Below are 21,649 nucleotides of genomic sequence, written 5' to 3' on the forward strand. Positions count from 1 at the left end.
GCGGCAGAGCGCGCGTGCGCACCGGCTTCAGCGCCGCCACAGTCGCCCCCGGCAGAATGGGGGTCGTGTGGAAGCTCGCGCGTCGCCCCAAGTGGATCGCCCTGCTCGCCCTCGCCCTCGGCATCGCCGCGGCGTTCGCGGCGATGGGGCAGTGGCAGCTTGAGCGCGCCACCGAGGAGGCGATCGTCGACGAGCGCGACACCGAAACCCCCGAGCCGCTGACCGCGTTGGCCGAACCTCAGCAGGTCATGACCTCCGAGGCGAGCGGCCGCATCGTGACCGTCGACGGCCAGTGGGTTGCCGGTGATGACCTCGTCGTCACGGGTCGCCAAACCGTCACCGAGGTCGACGGGTCCCGCGAGGGGGACTGGGTCGTGCGGCACCTGCGCACCGCTGACGGGGCGAGCCTCGCGGTCGCGATCGGAATCCTGCCACCCGGGGCGAGCATCCCGAATCTGGATGCGGGCCCCGCGTCGCTCACGGGGCGGTACGTTCCGAGCGAGTCGCCCCAGACATCAGATTTCGAGGCGGGCGAGCGCACCGCGATCGCCGTCGCCGACCTCGTCAACGTGTGGCCGGAGCCCGGCCCGATCTATTCGGGCTACCTGGTGCTGAGCGAGGCGCCCGACGGTCTGGCCACGATTCCTGCCCCGCCGCCCGAGTTCGAGGGCCAGCTCAACCTGCTGAACGTGTTCTACGCGATCGAATGGGTCATCTTCGGCGGCTTCGCGCTGTACCTCTGGTGGCGCCTGATGCGCGACGAGTACGAGAAGGAGCAGGCGGAGGCCGAGGAGGCGGCCGCGGCCGCTGCGAGTGGTGGCGACGGTGGCGACGGCAGCGGCGGCACCGCGCTCGACCCCGCACCGGCGCCTCAGCCAGCGACCCTAAACTGAGACCATGGCGTTCGGCCCCAGCCCCCAAGACATCCCGTCGATTCGGCGCACCCTCGCCGTCTACAAGGTCAGTTCGGTGCTCACCGGCACCTTCCTGCTCGGTCTCGTGGTGATGATGGTCACCCGCTACGGCTTCGGCAGCGACATTGAGCTGAACGGCCCCGACGGCTTCATCGCGCTGACCCCGGTTGACACCCTTCAGGGCTTCAACCTGTCGATCTTCTTGCTCGCCGTGCACGGCTGGCTGTATGTGCTCTACCTCGGCTGCGACTTCGTGCTGTGGCGCCTGTTGCGCTGGCCGTTCTGGAAGTTCCTCTGGATCGCGATGGGCGGCATCGTCCCGCTCTTGTCGTTCTTCTTCGAGCGCCAGGTTCCGCGCGAGGTCGAGGCGCTGATCGACTCGCTCGAGTCGCGGCAGGAAACGACGACCCCCGATCAGGATGCGCGCCCCGCCGCGGAAGGCTCGGTCGCGTGAGCGCCGGCACCGACCACCGCCCCGTTCTCGTTGTCGACTTCGGCGCCCAGTACGCGCAGCTGATCGCTCGCCGCGTGCGCGAGGCGAGCGTGTATTCCGAGATCGTGCCGCACACGATCACCGCCGACGAGGTGGCCGCGAAGAACCCGGCCGCGATCGTCTTGAGCGGCGGACCGTCGAGCGTCTATGAGCCGGGGTCCCCTGATCTCGACCCGGGCATCCTGCAATTGGGCATCCCCGTCATGGGCATTTGCTACGGCTTCCAGGTGATGGCAAAGCAGCTCGGCGGCGAGGTCGCGAAGACCGGCCGCCGCGAGTACGGCGCCACGACCGCCCGCATCGTCGGTGACGGCGGCAGCCTGCTCACCCAGCAGCCCGAAACCCAGGTCACGTGGATGAGCCACGGCGACTCGGTCGCGAAGGCGCCTGAGGGCTTCGACGTGCTTGCGAGCACCGACGACACGCCCGTGGCCGCGTTCGCGAGCGACGAGCGGAAGCTCTACGGCGTGCAGTGGCACCCCGAGGTCAAGCACTCAGAGTTCGGGCAGCGCGTGCTCGAGAACTTCTTGCACCGTGCGGCCGGCATCGCCCCCGACTGGAACAGCGGCAGCGTCATCGCCGAGCAGGTCGAGCGCATCCGCGAGCAGGTGGGCAGCGCGCGCGTCATCTGCGGCCTGTCGGGCGGCGTCGACAGCGCGGTCGCCGCGGCGATCGTGCACGAGGCGGTCGGCGACCAGCTCGTCTGCGTTTTCGTCGACCACGGCCTGCTGCGGGCCGATGAGCGTCGCCAGGTCGAGGAGGACTACGTGGCCGCCACGGGCATCCGCCTCGTGACGGTGGATGCGCGTCAGCAGTTCCTCGATGCGCTCGCGGGCGTCACCGACCCCGAAATGAAGCGCAAGATCATCGGCCGCGAGTTCATCCGCACCTTCGAGAACGCAGCCGAGGCGCTCGTGCTCGAGGCGCAGGGCGAGGGCGAGGCCGTGAAGTTTCTCGTGCAGGGCACCCTGTACCCCGACGTCGTCGAGTCGGGCGGCGGCACGGGCACGGCGAACATCAAGAGCCACCACAACGTGGGCGGCCTGCCCGACGACCTCGAGTTCGAACTCGTCGAGCCGCTGCGCACCCTGTTCAAAGACGAGGTGCGCGCGATCGGCCGCGAGCTGGGCCTGCCCGAGCCGATTGTGGCGCGCCAGCCGTTCCCCGGCCCGGGCCTCGGCATTCGCATCATCGGCGAGGTGACGGAAGAGCGGCTCGAGCTGCTGCGCCAGGCCGACGCGATCGTGCGGCACGAATTGACGGCGGCAGGCCTCGACGCCGAGATCTGGCAGTGCCCGGTCGTGCTGCTCGCCGACGTGCGCTCGGTGGGCGTGCAGGGCGATGGCCGCACCTACGGCCACCCGATCGTGCTGCGCCCCGTCTCGAGCGAAGACGCGATGACCGCCGACTGGACGCGCCTGCCCTACGACGTGCTCGCCCGCATCTCGAACCGCATCACGAACGAGGTCGAGGGCGTCAACCGGGTCGTGCTCGACGTCACGTCGAAGCCCCCGGGCACCATCGAGTGGGAATAGATCCCGAGAGTGAGCGCCGCTTAGCCGCGTTCTGGGAGTCGCTCGACGACGACGCTGAGCTCGCGGAGGCGGATGCCCGCCTGCTCGCGATCATCGACGGATTTCCGGTGGCGCGCATCCTGTTCGAGCGGGCGTCGCTGCGCGACGCGCTCGGATTCGAGGCGGATGCTGTTCCGCTGTACGAGGCCGCCATCGCCGCCGGCCTCGCATCGCCCGACCGCGAGCGCGCCGTCATTCAGCTCGCGTCGTCCCTGCGCAATCTCAGCCGCGCCGAGGAGGGCCTCGCGCAGCTTCTGCCGCTCGTCGAGGACGCGGCCGTGGGCGCCCAGGCCTCGGCCTTCGCCGCGCTGTGCCTCATCGATCTCGGCAGAAACGCGGAAGCCGCGAGGCTCGCGCTTGGTGCGCTGGCCCCGCGGCTTCCGGAGTATGGCCGGGCGGTCGCGTCGTACGTCGGCGAGCTGCCCGACCTCGAGTAGTCGCTACTCGCCGCCTCGCAGGATGGCGAGGATGCGCAGGATCTCGATGTAGAGCCACACGACGGTCAGCACGATGCCGAAGACGGCGCGCCAGGCGAAGGTGCGGGGGGCACCATTCTCGACGCCCTGCTTGACCGCGTCGAAGTCGAGTACCAGCGAGTACGCCGCGAGGAGGACGACGAGAACACCGAGAATCAGGCCGAGCGGCATGCCCAAGAACGTCATGTCGCGCAAGCCGAACTGGGAGTCGGTGACGCCAAAGACCATCAGGCCGAGGTTGACGAGGCCGAACAGCGCGTACCCGACCATCGCGATCAGGAAGATCTTCGTCGCCTTCTTCGACGCGCGAATCTTGCCGCTGCGGAACAGCAGCAGCGTCGCGATGAAGACGGCAGCCGTGCCGATCAGCGCCTGCGTAGCGATGCCCTGGTAGTTGGTCTGCTCGAAGATCTGGGAGATGCCGCCCACAAAAACGCCCTGCACGGCCGAGTAGGCGAGCACGAGCGCGGGCACGGTCTTCTTCTTGAAGATGTTGACGAGCGCGAGCACGAAGCCGACGATCGCGGCGGGGATCGCCAGCGCCGGAACGAACCAGCCGATCGCGGCGCCGACGGCGAGGATCGCGAAGGCGCCCACGGCCTTCTGGATCGTGTCTTCGTACGTCATGCGGTCGGTCTGCTCGGGTGTCGCCGAGGGGCGGCCGTAGAGCTCGTCGAGCTGCTCAGCGCTCGGGGCGTTCATCTTGTTGAGCGCCGCGGAGCTCTGGTTGAGCTGGAAGGCGGGGGAGTTGAACGCGGGGTTCGACATCGCTGCCATGGGGTCCTCTTTCAGGGGGTGTCGGCCAGTCGGAGTTGTCGCCGGTCGGCTCGCCCATTCTAGGGAGAGGCCGCCCCAAAACGCCTGGTTATCGCTATGCAGGTGCTGGATGGGCGGTGCGCGACCGCGCGGAGACGTCGCGATCGAGCGCTGCCGCCCACCACGCGCATCCGATGCTTGCCGCGCCGGTGAGCATGAGTGCGAAGAGCATGCCGTCGTACTCCTGCCAGATGAGGCCGCCAAGAACGGCGGCGAGCAGTACGGGGCCGACGGTGAGCAGGCTGATCCAGGGGCGACGGCGGGCGAGCAGCCAGCCGAGGTAGGTGACGGCGATGGTCCACGTCGACTGGGGGCCGGTGAGCAGCAGCCACAGCGTGCCGAGGCTCGGCAGTACGGGCAGCAGGCGCCGCCACGCGCGGGCGGGCAGCACGAGCCAGCCGAGGGCGTGGGCTGACGAGCCGACCGCGAGCGGCCAGAGGTTGGTGGTGCTGGCGGCCTGTAGGTGCACGAGGCCGCCGATGATCAGCGTTATGCCGAGGGCGACACGGCCGGCCTGCGTGCCCCAGCGCAGGGGCAGTTCGCGGGTGCTCACGGGGCGAGTGGCGCCGTGAACGCCTGATAGAGCACTGCGCCGGCGACAATGTAGCCCGCGAGCCACAGGTAGCCGAGGGCGACGGCCGTCCAGGCAAGACCGGCACCCCGTTCGGTTCCGTTGGAGCGTCCGATCTGCGCGGCCGCGACGTGCCCAAAGACGACGGCGAGGGGGCTGAGCAGGAGGGCGAGGACGAACGATGCGACCGCGAGGGCGTTCGTGCGTCGGCGGGTGGGTGCCGTCACCGCCTGCTCGGTCATGGCTCGGAGGCTACCGCGTACGCTCGGTGACGTGCCAAAGGAAACGCGGCCAGAGCATCCCCTCGTCATTGCGCACCGGGGGGCGAGCGGTTACCGCCCCGAACACACGCGCGCCGCCTACGAACTGGCGATCGCCCTCGGTGCTGACGCGGTCGAGCCCGACATTGTTCCCACCCGCGACGGGGTGCTCGTCGTGCGGCACGAGAACGAGATCGGCGGCACGACCGACGTCGCCGACCGCCCCGAGTTCGCCGAGCGGCGCACGACGCGCGTCGTCGACGGGCAGAAGCTGAGCGGCTGGTTCACCGAAGACTTCACGTGGGCGGAGCTTGCGACGCTGCGGGCACGCGAACGACTTCCCCGCGTGCGCCCGGCCTCGACGCGGTTCGACGGCCGGTACCCGGTGTTGCGGCTCGAGGATGTGCTCGGCATCATCGACGCTGCACCGCGCCCCGTAACCGTGGTGGTCGAGGTCAAGCACGCGACGTACTTCGCCGCGGCCGGATTCGACATGGCGCGGCTGCTCGAGCGCGAGGTAATCCGCTGGCGGGCGAGGGGCGGCACGGCGCCGCTGGTCGTCGAGTCGTTCGAGCAGGGCGTGCTGAACGACCTTCGACAGCGCGCTCTTCGGGCCCGCTTTGTGTACCTGCACGAGAAGTCGGGCGCGGCGGCCGATCTCGTCGCGGCACTCGGGCGAGGGGCGCCGAGTTGGGAATCCCAACGCAGCGACGAGGGTCTCGACGCGTTGCGGGCGGCCGGGATGCACGGGCTGAGTGTCGAAACGGCCGCCCTGTCGCGCGAGTTGGTCACGCGGGCGCACCAGCGCGGGCTCGAGGTCTACACCTGGACCCTCCGCCCCGAGAACCGCTTCCTGCCTGAGCGGCATCGACTCGGCGCCTCGGCCGCGGCGCACGGCGACTGGCACGCCTGGTTCGCGGCGGTGTGCGCGACCGGAGTCGACGGGGTCTTCGCCGACCACCCCGACCTGGTGCGCGAGGCCCTCGCGTAGCCCGAGCGGTGTCGGCGCGGCGACCTAGACTGGGGCGGTCATGACGCTGCTTCCTCCCGACGCCGACACCGTGCCCGACCCCTGGCAGGCCGAGCCAGCCGCCGACCCCCTGCTGGCCGGGCTTAACGAGCGTCAGCTCGCTGCCGTGCAGTCGCGGGCCGAGGCGCTCTTGATTGTCGCCGGTGCCGGCTCGGGCAAGACGAGCGTGCTGACCCGCCGCATCGCCCGCCTGTTGCGCGACCGCGAGCTGTGGCCGAGCCAGATTCTCGCCATCACGTTCACGAACAAGGCGGCCGCCGAGATGCGGGAACGCGTCGGGCACCTGATCGGTCACGAGGCCGCGCAGGGCATGTGGATCTCGACCTTCCACTCGGCGTGCGTGCGCATCCTGCGCCGCGAGGCGCAGCAGTTCGGCATGACCCAGGCGTTCACCATTTACGACTCGGCCGACTCGCGCGCTCTGATCAAGCGCATCGTGAAAGAACTGCAGGCCGATACCCTCGGGCTCACCGTTTCGGCCGTCGCCGGCAAGATCTCGCGCCTCAAGAACGAACTCATCGACGCCGACGCGTTTGCCCGCCAGTACAACCAGAACGACCCGACCGAGGTCATGTTCCTCGAGATCTTCCGGCGGTACACGGCTGAGCTCACGCGCGCGAACGCGCTCGACTTCGACGACCTCATCGGTCAGACGGTGTACCTGTTTCGGGCGTTCCCGCAGGTGGCGGCGCTCTACCAGCGGCGCTTCCGCCACGTGCTCGTCGACGAATACCAAGACACCAACCACGCCCAGTACGCGCTGATCCGCGAGCTGACGCGCGGCGTGCGGCCCGAGCACGTGCCCGCCGACACCCGCATTGAAACGGATGCGACGGGGGCGATTCCGCCCGCGAAGCTCACGGTGGTGGGCGACTCCGACCAGTCGATCTACGCCTTCCGCGGCGCCGACATTCGCAACATCGTCGAGTTCGAACGCGACTTCCCGGGCGCCGAGGTGATCCTGCTCGAACAGAACTATCGCTCGACGCAGACGATCCTCGACGCGGCGAACGCCGTCATCGCTAACAACTTCGACCGCATTGCCAAGAACCTCTTCACCGCGGTCGGTGCGGGCGACAAGATCACCGGCTTCACCGGCTACAGCCAGCACGACGAGGCGCAGTTTGTCGCCGACGAGATCACGACCCTGCACGACGGCGGCATGCCGTACAACCAGATGGCCGTGTTCTACCGCACGAACGCGCAGACCCGAGCGCTCGAAGAAATTCTGATCCGCTCGGCGATCCCGTACCGGGTGCTGGGCGGCACGAAGTTCTACGAGCGCGCCGAGATCAAAGACGTGATGGCGTACCTCGTGGCGATCGCGAACCCCGCAGATGCGCTCGCGGTGCGGCGCATCCTGAACACCCCGAAGCGGGGCATCGGGCCGGCAACCGAGACGGCACTCGCGATGCACGCCGACGAACTCGGCGGCACGCTGCGCGACGCCCTGAGCGACGCTGCCGCGCTGAAACTCGGGCCCAAGGTGACGGGTGCGATGCTCGAGCTCGCGCGCATCCTCGACGAGGCGAGCGCGACGATCGAGACGGCCCTCGTGCCCGACATCGTTACCGCGATCCTCGAGAAGACCAAGTACCTCGAGCTGCTGCGCGCCAGCCGCGACCCGCAAGACGAGGCGCGCGCCGAGAACGTCGAAGAGCTCGTCGCGGTGACGCGTGAGTTTCAGAAGAACAACCCCGAGGGGCGGCTCGTCGACTTCCTCACGGAGGTGGCGCTCGTCGCCGCGGCCGACGACCTCGACGACTCGTCGGGCACCGTGTCGCTCATGACGCTGCACACCGCGAAGGGGCTCGAGTACGACGCGGTCTTCATCACCGGCGTCGAAGAGAATCTGCTTCCCCACCAGATGAGCGCCTCCGAGCCGGGCGGGCCCGCCGAAGAGCGGCGCCTGTTCTACGTGGGCATCACGCGCGCCCGCAAGAAGCTGCACCTGAGCCTCGCCATGACGCGCTCGACCTTCGGCGACACGCAGGTCGCTGCCCCGAGCCGTTACCTGCAAGAGATTCCCGCCGAGCTCATCGACTGGCGCGATTCACCCGGCATGGGAATGCGCGGTGGAAGCGGCCAGCGTCAGCTCGGCTCGTCGAAGCCCTCCTTCTCGTACGGCACGTCGCTGCCGCCCGGTAAGCCGAAGACCGAGTGGGCAAACCGGGTGACGAACACGGTGCGCGACAACGGCGACCTGACGCTGGAGGTCGGCGACCGCATCCGCCACGACGACTTCGGCGAGGGCCGCGTCACGGGCGTGACGCAGAACGGGGCAAAGTCGATCGCCGAAGTGCAGTTCGACTCGGCGGGGCGCAAGCGACTGCTCATCAAGATCAGTCCGATCGTGAAGCTCTGACGAGCTCGTCGGGCACCTCTGCCCTGCTCGACGGTCGTTCGGGTCGAAACAGAACCCCCAGTTCTGGGCGGTTCGTCCCATGGCTCCGGTCGTTAGCGACAGAATGGGCACACGGCGACCGCGGAAGGATCACCCCCATGGACATCTCGACAACGCAGCACGGCAACGGTGTGACCGAGATCGGCGTGACGGGTCGACTCAACATGGTGACCGCCGCCCGCGTACGCGACGCCATTCAGACCGCCGTCGAATCCAACCACCCGCGGGTCGCCGTCGACCTGTCCGGCGTGCTCTTTCTCGACTCGTCGGGCCTCGGGGCTTTGATCGCCGGGCTCAAGACAGCCAGGGAGGCGGGCGGTGACGTGCGCCTGGTGCGCCCGACCGAGCAGGTCGAGCTGGTGCTCGACCTCACCAATATGGGAACGGTGTTGAAGTCGTTCGACAGCGTGGAGAGCGCCTACCCGCATGGGTGAGATGGTCACTCGCACGCTGCGGTTGATGTCGCCACCCGACACCGTCGACACCGTCCATGACCTGCTCGACTCGACGTGGGAGGCCGTACCCGACCTCCACATGCGTGACCGGATGGCGCTCGATACGGCCATCATCGAGCTGGCCGCCAATGTCATCCAGCACGCCAACCGCGGCCGCCCGATTACTGCCACGCTCACGATCATCGCTTTCACCGACCGCATCGAGGCGACCCTGAGTGACTCGGGCGAGATCGGTGAGGTCGACATCGAAGGTCGCACGATGCCCGAGGCCGACGAGCTCGCCGAGTCGGGGCGGGGCATCGCGCTCATGAAGGCCCTCGTCGACACGGTCGAGCACCGCCGCGTCGATGGCTTCAATCATTGGACTCTCGTCCGCGCCCGCGAGCAAGTTCGTATTCCGGATGCGCCCCCGAAGCACATGCCCTCCGTCTCGATAAGCGGCATCATCGACGAGATGGCGCGCCAGCGCGCTCTCGAGGAGATGGGCATTCTCGACACCCCGCCCGAAGACCGATTCGACCGGGTGACGCGGCTCGCGAAGCAGTTGTTCGGTGTCGACGGGGCGATGATCAACCTCATCGACGGCGATCGTCAGTGGGCCAAATCGGTGGCCGGAAACGGCCCGGAGGAGATGCCGCGGAGCGCGTCAGTCTGTGCCGTCACGATCGAGGACGAACGCACGCTCGTCGTTCCCAATCTGTTTGAAAACCCCGAGCTCCGCGACAAGGCTGTCGCTGACGAACTGGTGTTTTACGCGGGACACCCCCTCCACGCTCCGGGCGGCGAGCGCATCGGCGCGCTGTGCGTGTACGACGGCAGCCCCCGAACTTTCAGCGAGCGGGAGCAGGAGATGCTGCGTGACCTCGCAGACTGGGTGCAGCAAGAGCTCACCGCGAGCCACGAGCTGAGCCGCGCTGCCGAGGTGCAGCAGGGCCTGCTGCCGCAGTCGCTCATCAGCATGCCCGGGTGGGACATTGCGGGCATGTGCTTGCCGGCCCGCGCTGTCGGTGGCGACTTCTACGACTGGTACCCGGTCGGCGAGGGCGCCGCGATCACGCTCGCCGACACCATGGGCAAGGGCATCGGGTCGGCCATCATCGCGGCGACCGTGCGCGCCGTGCTGCGCTCGGCCGCCCGTTTCGGTGACGTAGCGGGCGCCGTCGACCTGGCCGCCGCATCCCTGAATGCCGACCTCGACACGACGGGCCTTTTTGTCACGCTGCTGCACGGCCGTCTCGATATGGACACCGGAGAGTTCACCTACGTCGACGCCGGTCACGGACTCACCGTCGTCGCCCGGCGTGACGGCACGATTGAGCGTCTGCGCTCGTCGACACCGCCGCTCGGCGTCGATCTTGACACCGAGTGGCAGTCGAGCAGCGTGACCCTGAACCCCGGCGACGTGCTGATCACGGCGAGCGACGGCCTGCTCGACCTGTACGACGGCACCCTCGACGCCCTCGACAAAATCGGTGCGCTCGCGTTGCTCGCCTCCACCTCGTCTGAGGTGACGGATGCCGTGCGAACGCGGGCCCGGGGGGTGGCTCCCGACGACGTGACCGTGGTGGTGGTGAGGCGTGACGGCTGACGACATGCGGGTAATGCCGGGCGGCGACGTCGACGACTCGATGATCGACGGCCTGCCGCAGCCCGTTGATCAGGCGGGCAGTGAGCGAGGGGCGACGGCGCGGTTCATTGCCGTCCGCATCCTCGTGATCCTGACGCTGCTGACCGGCACGATCTACATCGTGTGGCGCTGGGGCTTCTCGCTGAACTTCGATGCCTGGTGGATCGCGATCCCGCTCGTCATGGCTGAAACCTATGCGCTCATCGACGTGTTCTTCTTCGGCTTTACGCTGTGGCGGGCCCGATCGCGCCCCGCGCCGACTACGCCTCCCGCGGGGCTGACGGTCGACGTGTTCATCACGACGTACAACGAGGACGTCGAATTGGTACGCGAGACCGCGAAAGCGGCCACGCGCATCCGCTACCCCCACCGCACCTACGTGCTCGACGACGGCGACCGCGCCGAGATGCGGGCTATGGCCGACGAGCTCGGCATCGGGTACATCACCCGCGGGCCCGGCTGGCAGAACCGACCCCTGCACGCCAAGGCGGGCAACCTCAACAACGCCCTGCTGCAGACCGACGGCGAGTTCCTGCTGATTCTCGACGCCGACCAGAATCCGCGGCCGCAGATTCTCGACCGCACGCTTGGCTACTTCTCAAAGCGCACCGTCGCCCTCGTGCAGACTCCGCAAGAGTTCGTCAATGTGCCGGATCACGACCCGTTGGGTTCGCAGGCTCCGCTGTTCTACGGCCCCATTCAGCAGGGTAAAGACGGCTGGAACGCCGCCTTCTTCTGCGGCTCGAACGCGATCCTGCGTCGTGAGGCGCTCATGCAGCTCGGCATCTCGCGCTACGTGGTCGAACTCGAGCAGGCCGTGTCGGCGGCGCTCGCCGGGGCGACGCGCGTTTTGCGCCAGGCGCGTCGGCGGCCCGAGGCGAAGGATCCCCGGGTCGCTGCCGCCCTCGACGAGATCCGCATCGCCGTTCTCGAGGCCCGCCGCGCCGTGCGTGAGCACAGCGAGTCGCTCGGCACCGTCACCTATCGCCTGCAGCAAACCATCACGCGGGTATCAGAGGAGCTGGTCGGAGCCGACATGGCCCTGATCGCCCAAGACCTGGAGGCGATCGGCGAACTGCACACCGAGTCGGGCCCCGACTTCGACGTGCTGACCGACGTGGGTGCCAACGTCGACGCGCTCACCGCGCGCGAACTGAGCCCGCTGGGCGCTCTCAGTTCGGTGCAGAAACTGCTGCGCTCAATCGACGTTGATCGCGACGACGAAGCGCAACCCCTCATGCCACTCGCCACCATCTCGGTGACGGAAGACATGGCGACGTCGATGCGCCTGCACGGCATGGGCTGGGGCAGTGTGTACCACCACGAGACGCTCGCCGACGGGCTCGCTCCCGAAGACCTCGGCACGATGATGAAGCAGCGTCTGCGCTGGGCGCAGGGCACGATCCAGGTCATGCTGCGCGAGAACCCGCTGGCGCAGCGCGGGCTCTCGGTGCCCCAACGCATCCTGTATTTCGCCACGATGTGGAGCTACCTGAGCGGTTTTGCCGCGCTCGCGTTCTTCGCCGCTCCGATCATCTTCCTGGTCGGAGGCGTGCTGCCCGTCTCGTCGACGGCCTTCGAGTTTTTCCTGCGCTTCCTGCCGTACCTCATCATCAGTCAGCTGCTCTTCCTGGTGGCGAGCCGTGGGCTGTCAACCTGGCGCGGCCAGCAATACAGCCTGGCGCTGTTCCCGATCTGGATTCGCTCGGTCACCTCGGCGGTCGCAAACGTCTGGTTCGGCAAGCCGCTGGGCTTCGTCGTCACCGACAAGTCAGGCCCGAGCGGCCGGGCGCCGTTGCGCCTCGTGTGGCCGCAGATCGTCGTCGCCGTGCTGCTCGTCATCGCCACGATTGTCGGCATCGTGCGCCTCGCGCTGGGTGTCGGTGAGCCGATCGGCACCGCCATCAATCTCGGATGGGTTGTTTTCGACCTCATCATTTTGAGTGTCCTCGTGCACGCGGTGCGCTACCGCGGGTACGGTGCCGATAGTGAGTCAGACGAGAGGGTTACCGCGTGAACATTGAGATGGTCGACGGCCCGGGAGGCGTCGTCGTTCTGCGCCCGGCGGGGAGGCTGAACATGGTCGCCGCGCCCGCCGTGCGCGAGGCGGTCAACTCGATTGTCGACAGTGGCCGCTCGCGCATCGCGGTCGACCTTTCGGGCGTCGACTTCATCGACTCGTCGGGGCTCGGCGCCCTGATCAGCGGGCTGAAGTCGACCCGCCAGGCCGGCGGTGACCTGCGCATTGCCGGGGCAAACGACCAGGTGAAGTTGGTGCTTTCGCTGACCAACCTTGAGCGCGTGCTCACGCCGTATGACACGGTCGAGAATGCCTACGGTGATGCCTGAGTCAGTCTCGCGCACAGTGCGGCTGACGACGCCGCCGGGTGACGTGAACACCGTCCACGACTTCCTCGTGGACGTGTGGCACGAGGCAAGCACGGTCTCAGAGATCGATCGCATGAGTATCGAGACGGCCCTCATCGAGCTGGCCGCGAATGTCATGCAGCACGCCGACAGCGATGGGGCTGGCCTCGCCTGTGAGTTCGCGATCGTCATCGACGACGAGGCGATCGCCATCACGGTGCGCGACACCGGCGAGCCCGGTGAGATTCAGCTTGTGGGCGCGGAAATGCCCGAACTCGACGCCGAGTCGGGGCGCGGCCTCGCCCTCATCACGGCCCTGGTTGACGATGTGGCGTATTCGCAGGAAGACGGCAACAACGTGTGGCGCTTACGTCGTTCGCGGGTGGCGACCGCCTGAATGGCCGCCGCATGAGGCGGATGCGCGGGGCGAGCATCCGCTGAACGGGAGCGGTGATCGCGTGGTCACCGAAGGGGAGTACCCTGGCATAGGCCGATTTGTCTCGACATCGAGAAATCTCTCGGGGCAGCGTTCGCGGCCACTGACCCCCTGTCACTCGCACGCGGATGGGATGAAAAAAGCGTGGATCTTTTCGAGTATCAAGCCCGCGACATGTTCGAGAAGCACGGTGTTCCCGTGCTGGCCGGCATCGTCGCCGACACCCCGGCGGAGGTGCGCGCCGCGGCCGAGAAGCTCGGCGGCGTGACCGTCGTCAAGGCCCAGGTCAAGACCGGAGGCCGCGGCAAGGCTGGCGGCGTCAAGGTCGCCAAGACCCCCGACGACGCTGAGGCGGCGGGTAACGCCATCCTCGGCCTCGACATCAAGGGCCACGTGGTGCACCGCGTCATGGTGGCCGCCGGTGCCGACATCGCCCAGGAGTTCTACTTCTCGGTGCTGCTCGACCGCGCGAACCGCTCGTACCTGGCACTGTGCAGCTACGAGGGCGGCATGGAGATCGAGCAGCTCGCCGAAGAGCGCCCCGACGCCCTCGCCCGCGTTGAGGTTGACCCGATCGCCGGCATCGACCTCGACAAGGCGCGCGAGATCGCCGTGGCCGCGAAGTTCCCTGACGAGCTGATCGAGAAGGTCGCCCCCGTGTTCGTCACCCTCTACGAGGTGTTCGACAAGGAAGACGCGACGCTCGTCGAGGTGAACCCGCTCGTGCTGACCGGCGCCGGCGACATCATCGCGCTCGACGGCAAGGTCACGCTCGACGAGAACGCCGCCTTCCGCCAGGCGCACCACGCCGAGCTCGAAGACGCGGCCGCGACCGACCCGCTCGAGGCGAAGGCGAAGCAGCACGACCTCAACTACGTGAAGCTCGACGGCGAGGTCGGCGTCATCGGCAACGGTGCGGGTCTCGTCATGTCGACGCTTGACGTCGTCGCGTACGCTGGCGAGAACCACGGCGGCGTGAAGCCCGCCAACTTCCTCGACATCGGCGGCGGCGCCTCGGCCGAGGTCATGGCCGCCGGTCTCGACGTGATCCTCGGCGACCCGCAGGTCAAGAGCGTGTTCGTCAACGTCTTCGGCGGCATCACCGCGTGCGACGCAGTCGCCAACGGCATCGTGAAGGCCCTCGAGATTCTCGGCGACGCGGCCACCAAGCCGCTCGTCGTGCGCCTCGACGGCAACAACGTCGAGGAGGGGCGCCGCATCCTTGCTGACGCCAATCACCCGCTCGTGACGATCGCGAGCTCCATGGACGAAGGCGCCGACAAGGCCGCCGAGCTGGCTGCGAAGTAAGGACGGGGCGAAGAGATATGTCGATCTTCCTCAATAAGGATTCCAAGGTCATCGTCCAGGGCATCACCGGCGGCGAGGGCACCAAGCACACCGCACTCATGCTGAAGGCGGGCACCCAGGTCGTCGGTGGTGTGAACGCCCGCAAGGCCGGCACGACCGTCACCCACACGGCCGCCGACGGCAGCGCGGTTGAATTGCCCGTGTTCGGCTCGGTCGCCGAGGCGATGGAGAAGACCGGCGCCGACGTGTCGATCGCGTTCGTGCCCCCGGCATTCGCGAAGGACGCGGCGATCGAGGCCATCGAGGCGAAGATTCCGCTGCTCGTCATCATCACCGAGGGCATCCCGGTGCAAGACTCTGCCGACCTGTGGTCGACCGCGAAGGCGCACGGCAACGCGACCCGCATCATCGGGCCCAACTGCCCCGGCATCATCACGCCGGGCGAGGCGCTTGTCGGCATCACGCCGGCGACCATCACGGGCAAGGGCCCGATCGGCCTCGTGTCGAAGTCGGGCACCCTGACCTACCAGATGATGTACGAGCTGCGTGACCTCGGCTTCTCGACCGCCATCGGCATCGGCGGCGACCCGATCATTGGCACCACCCACATCGACGCTCTCGCCGCGTTCGAGGCCGACCCCGAGACGAAGGCGATCGTCATGATCGGCGAGATCGGGGGCGACGCCGAAGAGCGTGCCGCCGACTTCATCAAGGCGAACGTGACGAAGCCGGTCGTCGGCTACGTCGCCGGCTTCACCGCTCCCGAGGGCAAGACCATGGGCCACGCCGGCGCCATCGTCTCCGGCTCGGCGGGCACCGCCCAGGCGAAGAAGGAGGCCCTCGAGGCCGCCGGCGTCAAGGTCGGCAAGACGCCGAGCGAGGCGGCCGCCCTCATGCGCGAAATCATCCAGGGGTTGTAGAACAGCATCCTGACATCGACGGCCCCGGTTGCGCTCAGCGCGCCGGGGCCGTCGTCATCTCTGCCACCGGCGAGCCGCACGCGCGAACCCCTGGAGCTTGCCGAGCATCCCTACCGTTCGTGGCGGGGGAGGGCCAGGATGGAGGGACGAGGCGCCGGGCGCCCGGCGCGACCCCGATACGTGTCAGGAGAGATTCAATGAAGAAGCTCATCAACGCCCCCGAGAATGTGCTCGCCGACGCCCTGCGCGGCATCGAGCTCGCCCACCCCGAGCTGCGCGTCGACCACACGAACCGCGTCATCTACCGCGCGACGCCGAAAGACCATGGCACCGTCGGCCTCATCAGCGGCGGCGGCTCGGGGCACGAGCCCCTGCACGGTGGCTTTGTCGGCTTCGGCATGCTCGACGCGGCCTGCGCAGGCGAGGTCTTCACCTCGCCGACGCCCGACCAGATGCAGGCCGCCACAACCGAGGTCGACCGCGGCGCCGGCGTGTTGCACATCGTGAAGAACTACACGGGCGACGTCATGAACTTTGAGATGGCCGCCGAGCTCGCCGCCATGGAGGGCGGCATCGAGGTGCGCAGCATCGTCGTCAACGACGACGTCGCGGTCGAAGACTCGCTGTACACCGCTGGGCGCCGCGGCGTCGGCCTGACCGTGCTGCTCGAGAAGATCGTCGGCGCCGCCGCCGAGCAGGGCCGAAGCCTCGACGAGGTGGCCGCCGTCGCCGACCTGGTCAACGAGGCGGGCCGCTCGATGGGCATGGCACTCACCAGCTGCACGGTGCCGAGCGCCGGCAAGCCCACCTTCGACCTGCCCGACGACGAGATGGAGATCGGCATCGGCATTCACGGCGAGCCAGGCCGCCGCCGCGTGCCGTTGGCGAGCGCGAAAGAGATCGCCGAGCAGCTCGTCGAGCCGATCCTCGCCGACCTCGACCTCGGCAGCGCCCCCGGCATCGTCATGCTGAACGGCATGGGTGGCACCCCGCTCATCGAGCTGTACGTCATGTACGGCGAGGTCGCGGCGATCCTCGAGAAGCACGGCATCACGGTCGCGCGTAGCCTGGTCGGCAACTACATCACGTCGCTCGACATGGCCGGCTGCTCAGTCACCGTGCTGCGCGCCAACGACGAGCTGCTCTCGCTGTGGGACGCGCCCGTCGAGACGCCCGGCCTGCGCTGGGGGCAGTGACGCGAGCGGCGGGAAAGACGCGAGGAGAGCATCCATGGCAACGATCACCATCGACCACCTCGTTTCCTGGTTGGAGGCGTTCCGCGGGAAGGTCGCCGATCAGGCGAGCTACCTGACCGAGCTCGACTCGGCGATCGGCGACGCCGACCACGGCACCAATATGGCGCGCGGCATGACCGCGGTCATGGGCAAGCTCTCTGACAAGCCCGAGGCGGTCGACGCCTACGGCAAGACGGTGGGCATGACGCTCGTCAGCTCGGTGGGAGGCACGAGCGGGCCGCTCTATGGCACCTTCTTCCTGCGGCTCGGAGCGGCCGCGGGGGCCGTCGCCGAGCTGGAGGCCGGCGAGTTCGCAGCGGCGCTGCGGGCGGGCTTCGAGGGGCTACTCGCGCGCGGCAAGGCGGAGCCCGGCGACAAGACCATGGTCGACGCGATGGGTCCCGCCCTCGATGCGCTGGATGCGGCGCTCGCCGACGGCGCGGATCTCGCGCACGCCGCCGCATCCGCCCGCGACGCCGCGGCAGCCGGTCGCGATGCGACCGAGCCGCTCGTCGCCCGGAAGGGCCGCGCGAGCTACCTGGGTGAGCGCAGCGCCGGGCACATCGACCCCGGCGCCGCCTCAACCGCGATGCTGTTCGAGGCGCTCGCCGAGGTGCTTGAGGGGGCGCTCGGGGCATGACCTCGGTCGGAATCGTCGCCGTCTCGCACAGCGCTCCGCTCGCGAAGGCGGCGCTCGCGCTCGCCGGCGAGATGGTGCGCGAGGGGACGGGGCCACGCGTGCTCGCCGCGGCGGGCACCGCCGACGGGGGAACGGGAACCGATGCGGCGGTAATTGCCGACGCGATCGCCGAGGCCGACAGCGGCGACGGCGTCGTCGTGCTCACCGACCTGGGCTCGGCCATTATGAGCGCCGAGCTCGCGCTCGAGTTCATCGACCCCGAGCTGGCGGCGCGGGTGCGGGTCGTTCCGGCGCCGTTCGTTGAGGGGCTGCTCGCCGCTGTCGTGCGGGCGGCGGGCGGGGCCGCGCTCGACGAGGTCGCCCGGGAGGCGAGCGGGGCTCTGCGGCCGAAGATCGAGCAGCTCGGCGGCGACGCCGCTGCGGCGACCGCGTCGGCGCCCGCTGCGGGCGATGTCGCCGGTGCCACTGGCCCGTCGACTGGGGGTGCTGGGCCCGCGCCGTCCGCCGACGCGGTGGCGTCGGCGACCGTGCGCAACGTCGCCGGCCTGCACGCCCGCCCGGCCGCCGTCATCGCGGGGGCCGTCGCCAGCTTTGACGCCGAGGTCACTCTTGCCCGCGAAGACAGCCCGCAGCGGGCCCCCGTCTCGGCCGCGAGCCCCATTGGCATTGCGACCCTCGCGGCGGCGCCCGGCGTCTCGGTGCTGATCGCCGCGACCGGCACGCAGGCCACCGAGGCGGTCGAGCACGTGCGCGCCCTCATCGAGGAGGGCTTCGGCGAAGAACTCGTGGGGGAGGCCTCGGCGACGCCGACGAGCGACGCTGCCGCGCCCGCCCCTCGCACCACCGACCCGACCCCCACCGGCCCGATCGGCGTCAGCGCCGGCCGCGTCGTCGGCCCCGCCGTCGTGCTGCGCCGCACCGTGCGCGAACCGTCCGCCGACGAGCGCGTGCCCGACGATGCGCGCGACGGGGCCGTCTCCCTGGTGCGCGAGGCGAGCATCCGCGTGACGGAGCAGTATCGCGAGCGCGCGAGCGCCGTCGAGGGTCAGCGCCGCACCGTGATCGAGGCGACCGCCGACATGGCGGGCGATGCGACCCTCGTCGGGGGCGTCGAGGCCCTGATCCGGGGCGAGGGCCTCACACCCACCCGCGCCGTCTGGCAGACGGCCGCCGAGCTCGTCGAGCAGTACCGGGCGGCGGGCGGCCTCATCGCCGAGCGCGCGACCGACCTCATCGACGTGCGCAATCGCTTGATCGCGGCGCTGCGTGGCGACGAGCCGCCGGGGGTTCCTGCGCGACGCGAGCCGTTCATCCTGGTCGCCGACGACCTGGCGCCCGCCGACACCGTCACGCTCGACCCGGCCGTCTGCCTCGCGCTCGTCACCGAGCAGGGCGGCCCCACCTCGCACACGGCGATCATCGCGCGCGAGCTGGGCCTGCCCGCCGTCGTCGGCTACGCGGATGCTCGCTCGATTCGCGACGGCGACCTCCTGCTCGTCGACGGAGACTCGGGCGAGGTCGTCGTGCGCCCCGACCAGGCGGCGCAAGCGACCGCGACCGGCGTGATCACGCTGCCGCCCTTCGAGGGCCCCGGGCAGACCCGCAACGGGCACCGGGTGCTGCTCGGCGCCAACGTCGGGGCGCCGCGCGACGTGGCGCGCGCCGTCGAACGCGGGGCCGAGGGCGTCGGCCTGTTCCGCACCGAGTTCTGTTTTCTCGACCGCGAGACCGAGCCGAGTCTCGACGAGCAGGTGGCCGCCTACCGCGAGGTGTTCGACGGCTTCCCGGGCCAACGCGTCGTCGTGCGCACGCTGGACGCGGGCAGTGACAAGCCGCTGCCGTTCTTGACGAACGACGACGAGCCGAACCCCGCGCTCGGCGTGCGGGGCCTGCGCACGGCCCGCCGGCACCCCGAGGTGCTTGACCGGCAGCTTGCGGCAATCGCCCGCGCCGCCGAGGGCTCGCGCGCCGAGGTCTGGGTGATGGCGCCCATGGTCGCGACGGCCGAGGAGGCGCGCGACTTCGTGGCCCGCGCCCGAGCCGCGGGGCTGACGACGGTCGGCGTCATGATCGAGACGCCCGCCGCGGGGCTCACCGCGGTCGAGGTGATGCGCGAGGTCGACTTCGTGAGCCTCGGCACCAACGACCTCGCCCAGTACACGATGGCGGCCGACCGTCAGGCGGGCGACCTCGCCGACCTCGCGAACCCGTGGCAGCCGGCCCTGTTGCGCATCATTGGGCTGATCGGCGAGGCGAGCCGCGAGACCGGAGGCACACCCGTTGGCGTCTGCGGCGAGGCGGCGGCCGACCCCGAGCTCGCGTGCGTGCTCGTCGGCCTCGGCGTCACGAGCCTGTCGATGGCGGCCCGGGCGATCACCCGGGTGGGCGGGCGCCTCGCCGACGTCGATCTCGACGCCTGTCGCCGCGCTGCTGATGCGGCGCTCGCGGCAGCCGACCCGACCGAGGCGAAGGCCGCGGCGCGCGCCGCCCTCGGCTGAGGCCCGCCGCGGCTAGGCTCGCGGGCGACATGACCCGCCGCGCGACCGCCTTCTTCTCCGCCCTCGAGGCGCTGCTCGTCGTGGCGGCCGGCGCGGGGATTCCGCTCACGCTGCTGACGGTCATGTGGGCGGTGCAGTTCGAGTTTCAGGTCGACTTGATCGACCTCTGGAAGGCCGGGGCCATCATCTGGATGCTCGGCCACGGCGTCGCCGTCACCATTCAGCTAGACCCAGAAACGGTCGCCCAACTCGGCATCGAGGCGGCGGCCGAGCCGTTCACGCTGACCCTCGCCCTGACCGGATTCCTGGTGATCACGACTCTGCTCGGCGTGCGACTCGGGCGGCGTCTGCGTACGCACCCGCACCGCATCCTCGGCGAGGTGGTCGCCGTCACCGGGGTGGTGGCGCTCTCGGCGCTGATCCAGTGGCTCGTCTCGTCGCCGGGGGCGGCCCTCGACCCGGTGCAGGCGACGCTTTTCCCCGGCCTCGTGTACGGGCTGGGGCTCGCGATCGGCTCGATCGGGGCGACGAACGCGGCACGCGAGCGGTTGCGCACCGAGTGGGCGCGCATCCCCGCCCTCGCCCGGGGTATCGCTGGCGTCGTGCTGCGCGCCGGAGTTGCGACAGCCGCGACTATCGTTGCGGTCGCCGCCGTGCTGACGACCATCGCGCTGTTCGCCGGCTTCGCCGACGTCATCGCGCTCTACCAGGCGACGCAGTCGGGAATCCTCGGCGGGCTCGCCCTCACGCTCGGCCAGCTCGCGCTCTTGCCGACGTTCGTCATCTGGACGGCCAGCTGGCTCGTCGGCCCCGGCTTCGCGATCGGCGCCGGTTCGTCGGTGAGCCCGCTCGGGGTGAGCCTCGGGCCGCTGCCGGCGATTCCGGCCCTCGGCGCCCTGCCCGAGCCCGGCTTCGCGCCCGGCCTCATCGTGCTCATCGCGCCCGCCGTGGCGGCCTTCCTTGCCGGGGTGCTGCTGCGCGGGCGCCTGCTCGACGTGCTCGGCGGCGACCGCCGACCCGAAGGCTGGGCGGTGCTGACCGGCGTGCTCGCCGGGCTCGTCGCCGCCCTGGTCATGGCCGCTCTCGCCTTCCTGGCGACGGGCGCGGCCGGCCCCGGCCGCCTCGCCGTCGTCGGCCCCGACCCGCTCGATGTCGGTCTCTGGATGCTCGTCACCGCGGCCATCACGACGCCCCTTGGTCTGTTGGCCGGCAGCGCGACGACGGCCGTGGCCGAGAGGCTCTTGGCCAGCCGCTCGTAACGTTGTGGTCCGGACGCGACCGGCGTAGCCTTCGATCTGAGTGAAGGTCACTCTCTTGATCGGAGCGCCATGAAGTCACTGCGTATCGAACGCTCAGTGCCGCTGCTTGTCAGCGTCGTCATCGCAGTGACGCTCTCTGCTTGTGTTCCTTCACCGTCGAGCGAACCAGTTCCGAGCGGCGGGCCGACGGTGACCCCCGACGCGAACGCCTCCCTCGACGATGAGTGTGGCGTCATTGCTCCAGCCGAACTTCCGAGTGGCGAACCTGCGGGAGTGGAGTCCCGCATAGTGGTGTAACGCTCGGTGGTCGCCGGCGTCGTTGCTGACGTAAACGCGGTCACCGTGTGATCCTTCGAGAAGCCTCTT

The 21,649-nt window shown here is 69.4% G+C and carries 20 protein-coding genes; 17 read left to right on the forward strand and 3 right to left on the reverse strand.

The window, feature by feature from the left end:
* Positions 1–65 precede the first annotated feature (65 nt).
* Genes EV141_RS09835 through EV141_RS09850 form a run of 4 tightly spaced genes read left to right on the forward strand, consistent with a single transcriptional unit; the run spans position 66 to position 3,418 of the window.
* The gene (locus EV141_RS09835) at positions 66–893 is read left to right on the forward strand and encodes an SURF1 family protein (protein ID WP_198675531.1); all 828 of its coding nucleotides are present in this window, start codon (positions 66–68) and stop codon (positions 891–893) included.
* Positions 894–897: 4 nt separating this feature from the next.
* On the forward strand, positions 898–1,368 hold the full coding sequence (locus EV141_RS09840; protein WP_130485758.1) for a DUF3817 domain-containing protein: 471 nt from the start codon (positions 898–900) through the stop codon (positions 1,366–1,368).
* Positions 1,365–2,942, forward strand: coding sequence for a glutamine-hydrolyzing GMP synthase (guaA, locus tag EV141_RS09845; protein ID WP_130485759.1), 1,578 nt, complete (start codon positions 1,365–1,367; stop codon positions 2,940–2,942). The genes EV141_RS09840 and guaA overlap by 4 nt, the downstream gene beginning before the upstream one ends.
* The gene (locus EV141_RS09850; protein WP_130485760.1) at positions 2,933–3,418 is read left to right on the forward strand and encodes a tetratricopeptide repeat protein; all 486 of its coding nucleotides are present in this window, start codon (positions 2,933–2,935) and stop codon (positions 3,416–3,418) included. Before guaA ends, EV141_RS09850 begins: the two co-directional genes overlap by 10 nt.
* Positions 3,419–3,421: 3 nt before the next feature.
* On the opposite strand, the gene EV141_RS09855 is transcribed toward EV141_RS09850, so the two are convergent.
* From EV141_RS09855 to EV141_RS09865, 3 genes are all read right to left on the reverse strand, one after another.
* Positions 3,422–4,225, reverse strand: coding sequence for a Bax inhibitor-1/YccA family protein (locus tag EV141_RS09855; protein WP_130485825.1), 804 nt, complete (start codon positions 4,223–4,225; stop codon positions 3,422–3,424).
* A gap of 103 nt (positions 4,226–4,328) precedes the next feature.
* Complete coding sequence (locus EV141_RS09860) at positions 4,329–4,826, reverse strand: hypothetical protein (RefSeq protein ID WP_130485761.1); 498 nt, start codon at positions 4,824–4,826, stop codon at positions 4,329–4,331.
* The gene (locus tag EV141_RS09865; protein WP_157985542.1) at positions 4,823–5,086 is read right to left on the reverse strand and encodes a DUF4190 domain-containing protein; all 264 of its coding nucleotides are present in this window, start codon (positions 5,084–5,086) and stop codon (positions 4,823–4,825) included. The genes EV141_RS09860 and EV141_RS09865 overlap by 4 nt, the downstream gene beginning before the upstream one ends.
* A 31-nt stretch (positions 5,087–5,117) precedes the next feature.
* Between EV141_RS09865 and EV141_RS09870 the strand changes: the two genes are divergently transcribed.
* From EV141_RS09870 to EV141_RS09930, 13 genes are all read left to right on the forward strand, one after another.
* Positions 5,118–6,095 (forward strand): glycerophosphodiester phosphodiesterase family protein, encoded by a 978-nt coding sequence (locus tag EV141_RS09870; RefSeq protein WP_241969203.1) that lies wholly within the window; start codon positions 5,118–5,120, stop codon positions 6,093–6,095.
* Positions 6,096–6,135: 40 nt separating this feature from the next.
* Positions 6,136–8,499: an ATP-dependent helicase gene (locus tag EV141_RS09875; protein ID WP_130485764.1), complete on the forward strand. Its 2,364-nt coding sequence runs from the start codon at positions 6,136–6,138 to the stop codon at positions 8,497–8,499.
* Between the two features lie 137 nt (positions 8,500–8,636).
* A complete protein-coding gene (locus tag EV141_RS09880; RefSeq protein WP_130485765.1) occupies positions 8,637–8,972 on the forward strand; it encodes an STAS domain-containing protein in 336 nt (111 codons plus the stop codon).
* A 25-nt stretch (positions 8,973–8,997) separates the two neighbouring features.
* Positions 8,998–10,581 carry a SpoIIE family protein phosphatase gene (locus tag EV141_RS09885; RefSeq protein ID WP_185740099.1) on the forward strand — a complete coding sequence of 528 codons (1,584 nt, stop codon included), beginning with the start codon at positions 8,998–9,000 and terminating at the stop codon, positions 10,579–10,581.
* Positions 10,582–10,621: 40 nt separating this feature from the next.
* Positions 10,622–12,637 carry a glycosyltransferase gene (locus EV141_RS09890; RefSeq protein WP_130485826.1) on the forward strand — a complete coding sequence of 672 codons (2,016 nt, stop codon included), beginning with the start codon at positions 10,622–10,624 and terminating at the stop codon, positions 12,635–12,637.
* 8 nt (positions 12,638–12,645) lie between these two features.
* The gene (locus tag EV141_RS09895) at positions 12,646–12,969 is read left to right on the forward strand and encodes an STAS domain-containing protein (RefSeq protein ID WP_130485827.1); all 324 of its coding nucleotides are present in this window, start codon (positions 12,646–12,648) and stop codon (positions 12,967–12,969) included.
* Complete coding sequence (locus EV141_RS09900) at positions 12,962–13,384, forward strand: ATP-binding protein (protein ID WP_157985543.1); 423 nt, start codon at positions 12,962–12,964, stop codon at positions 13,382–13,384. Before EV141_RS09895 ends, EV141_RS09900 begins: the two co-directional genes overlap by 8 nt.
* A gap of 183 nt (positions 13,385–13,567) precedes the next feature.
* A complete protein-coding gene (sucC, locus tag EV141_RS09905) occupies positions 13,568–14,731 on the forward strand; it encodes an ADP-forming succinate--CoA ligase subunit beta (RefSeq protein WP_130485768.1) in 1,164 nt (387 codons plus the stop codon).
* Positions 14,732–14,748: 17 nt separating this feature from the next.
* Entirely contained in the window at positions 14,749–15,651 is a 903-nt protein-coding gene (sucD, locus tag EV141_RS09910) for a succinate--CoA ligase subunit alpha (protein ID WP_130485769.1), read from the forward strand.
* Positions 15,652–15,848: 197 nt separating this feature from the next.
* Positions 15,849–16,847 (forward strand): dihydroxyacetone kinase subunit DhaK, encoded by a 999-nt coding sequence (dhaK, locus tag EV141_RS09915; protein ID WP_130485770.1) that lies wholly within the window; start codon positions 15,849–15,851, stop codon positions 16,845–16,847.
* A gap of 34 nt (positions 16,848–16,881) precedes the next feature.
* Positions 16,882–17,526: a dihydroxyacetone kinase subunit DhaL gene (dhaL, locus tag EV141_RS09920; RefSeq protein WP_130485771.1), complete on the forward strand. Its 645-nt coding sequence runs from the start codon at positions 16,882–16,884 to the stop codon at positions 17,524–17,526.
* Positions 17,523–20,024 carry a phosphoenolpyruvate--protein phosphotransferase gene (gene ptsP, locus EV141_RS09925; RefSeq protein ID WP_130485772.1) on the forward strand — a complete coding sequence of 834 codons (2,502 nt, stop codon included), beginning with the start codon at positions 17,523–17,525 and terminating at the stop codon, positions 20,022–20,024. Before dhaL ends, ptsP begins: the two co-directional genes overlap by 4 nt.
* Before the next feature lie 29 nt (positions 20,025–20,053).
* Complete coding sequence (locus EV141_RS09930) at positions 20,054–21,283, forward strand: cell division protein PerM (RefSeq protein ID WP_130485773.1); 1,230 nt, start codon at positions 20,054–20,056, stop codon at positions 21,281–21,283.
* Positions 21,284–21,649: the final 366 nt, after the last annotated feature.

Origin of the sequence: Microcella putealis (assembly GCF_004216575.1) — a bacterium.
Taxonomy (GTDB): Bacteria; Actinomycetota; Actinomycetes; order Actinomycetales; family Microbacteriaceae; genus Microcella; species Microcella putealis.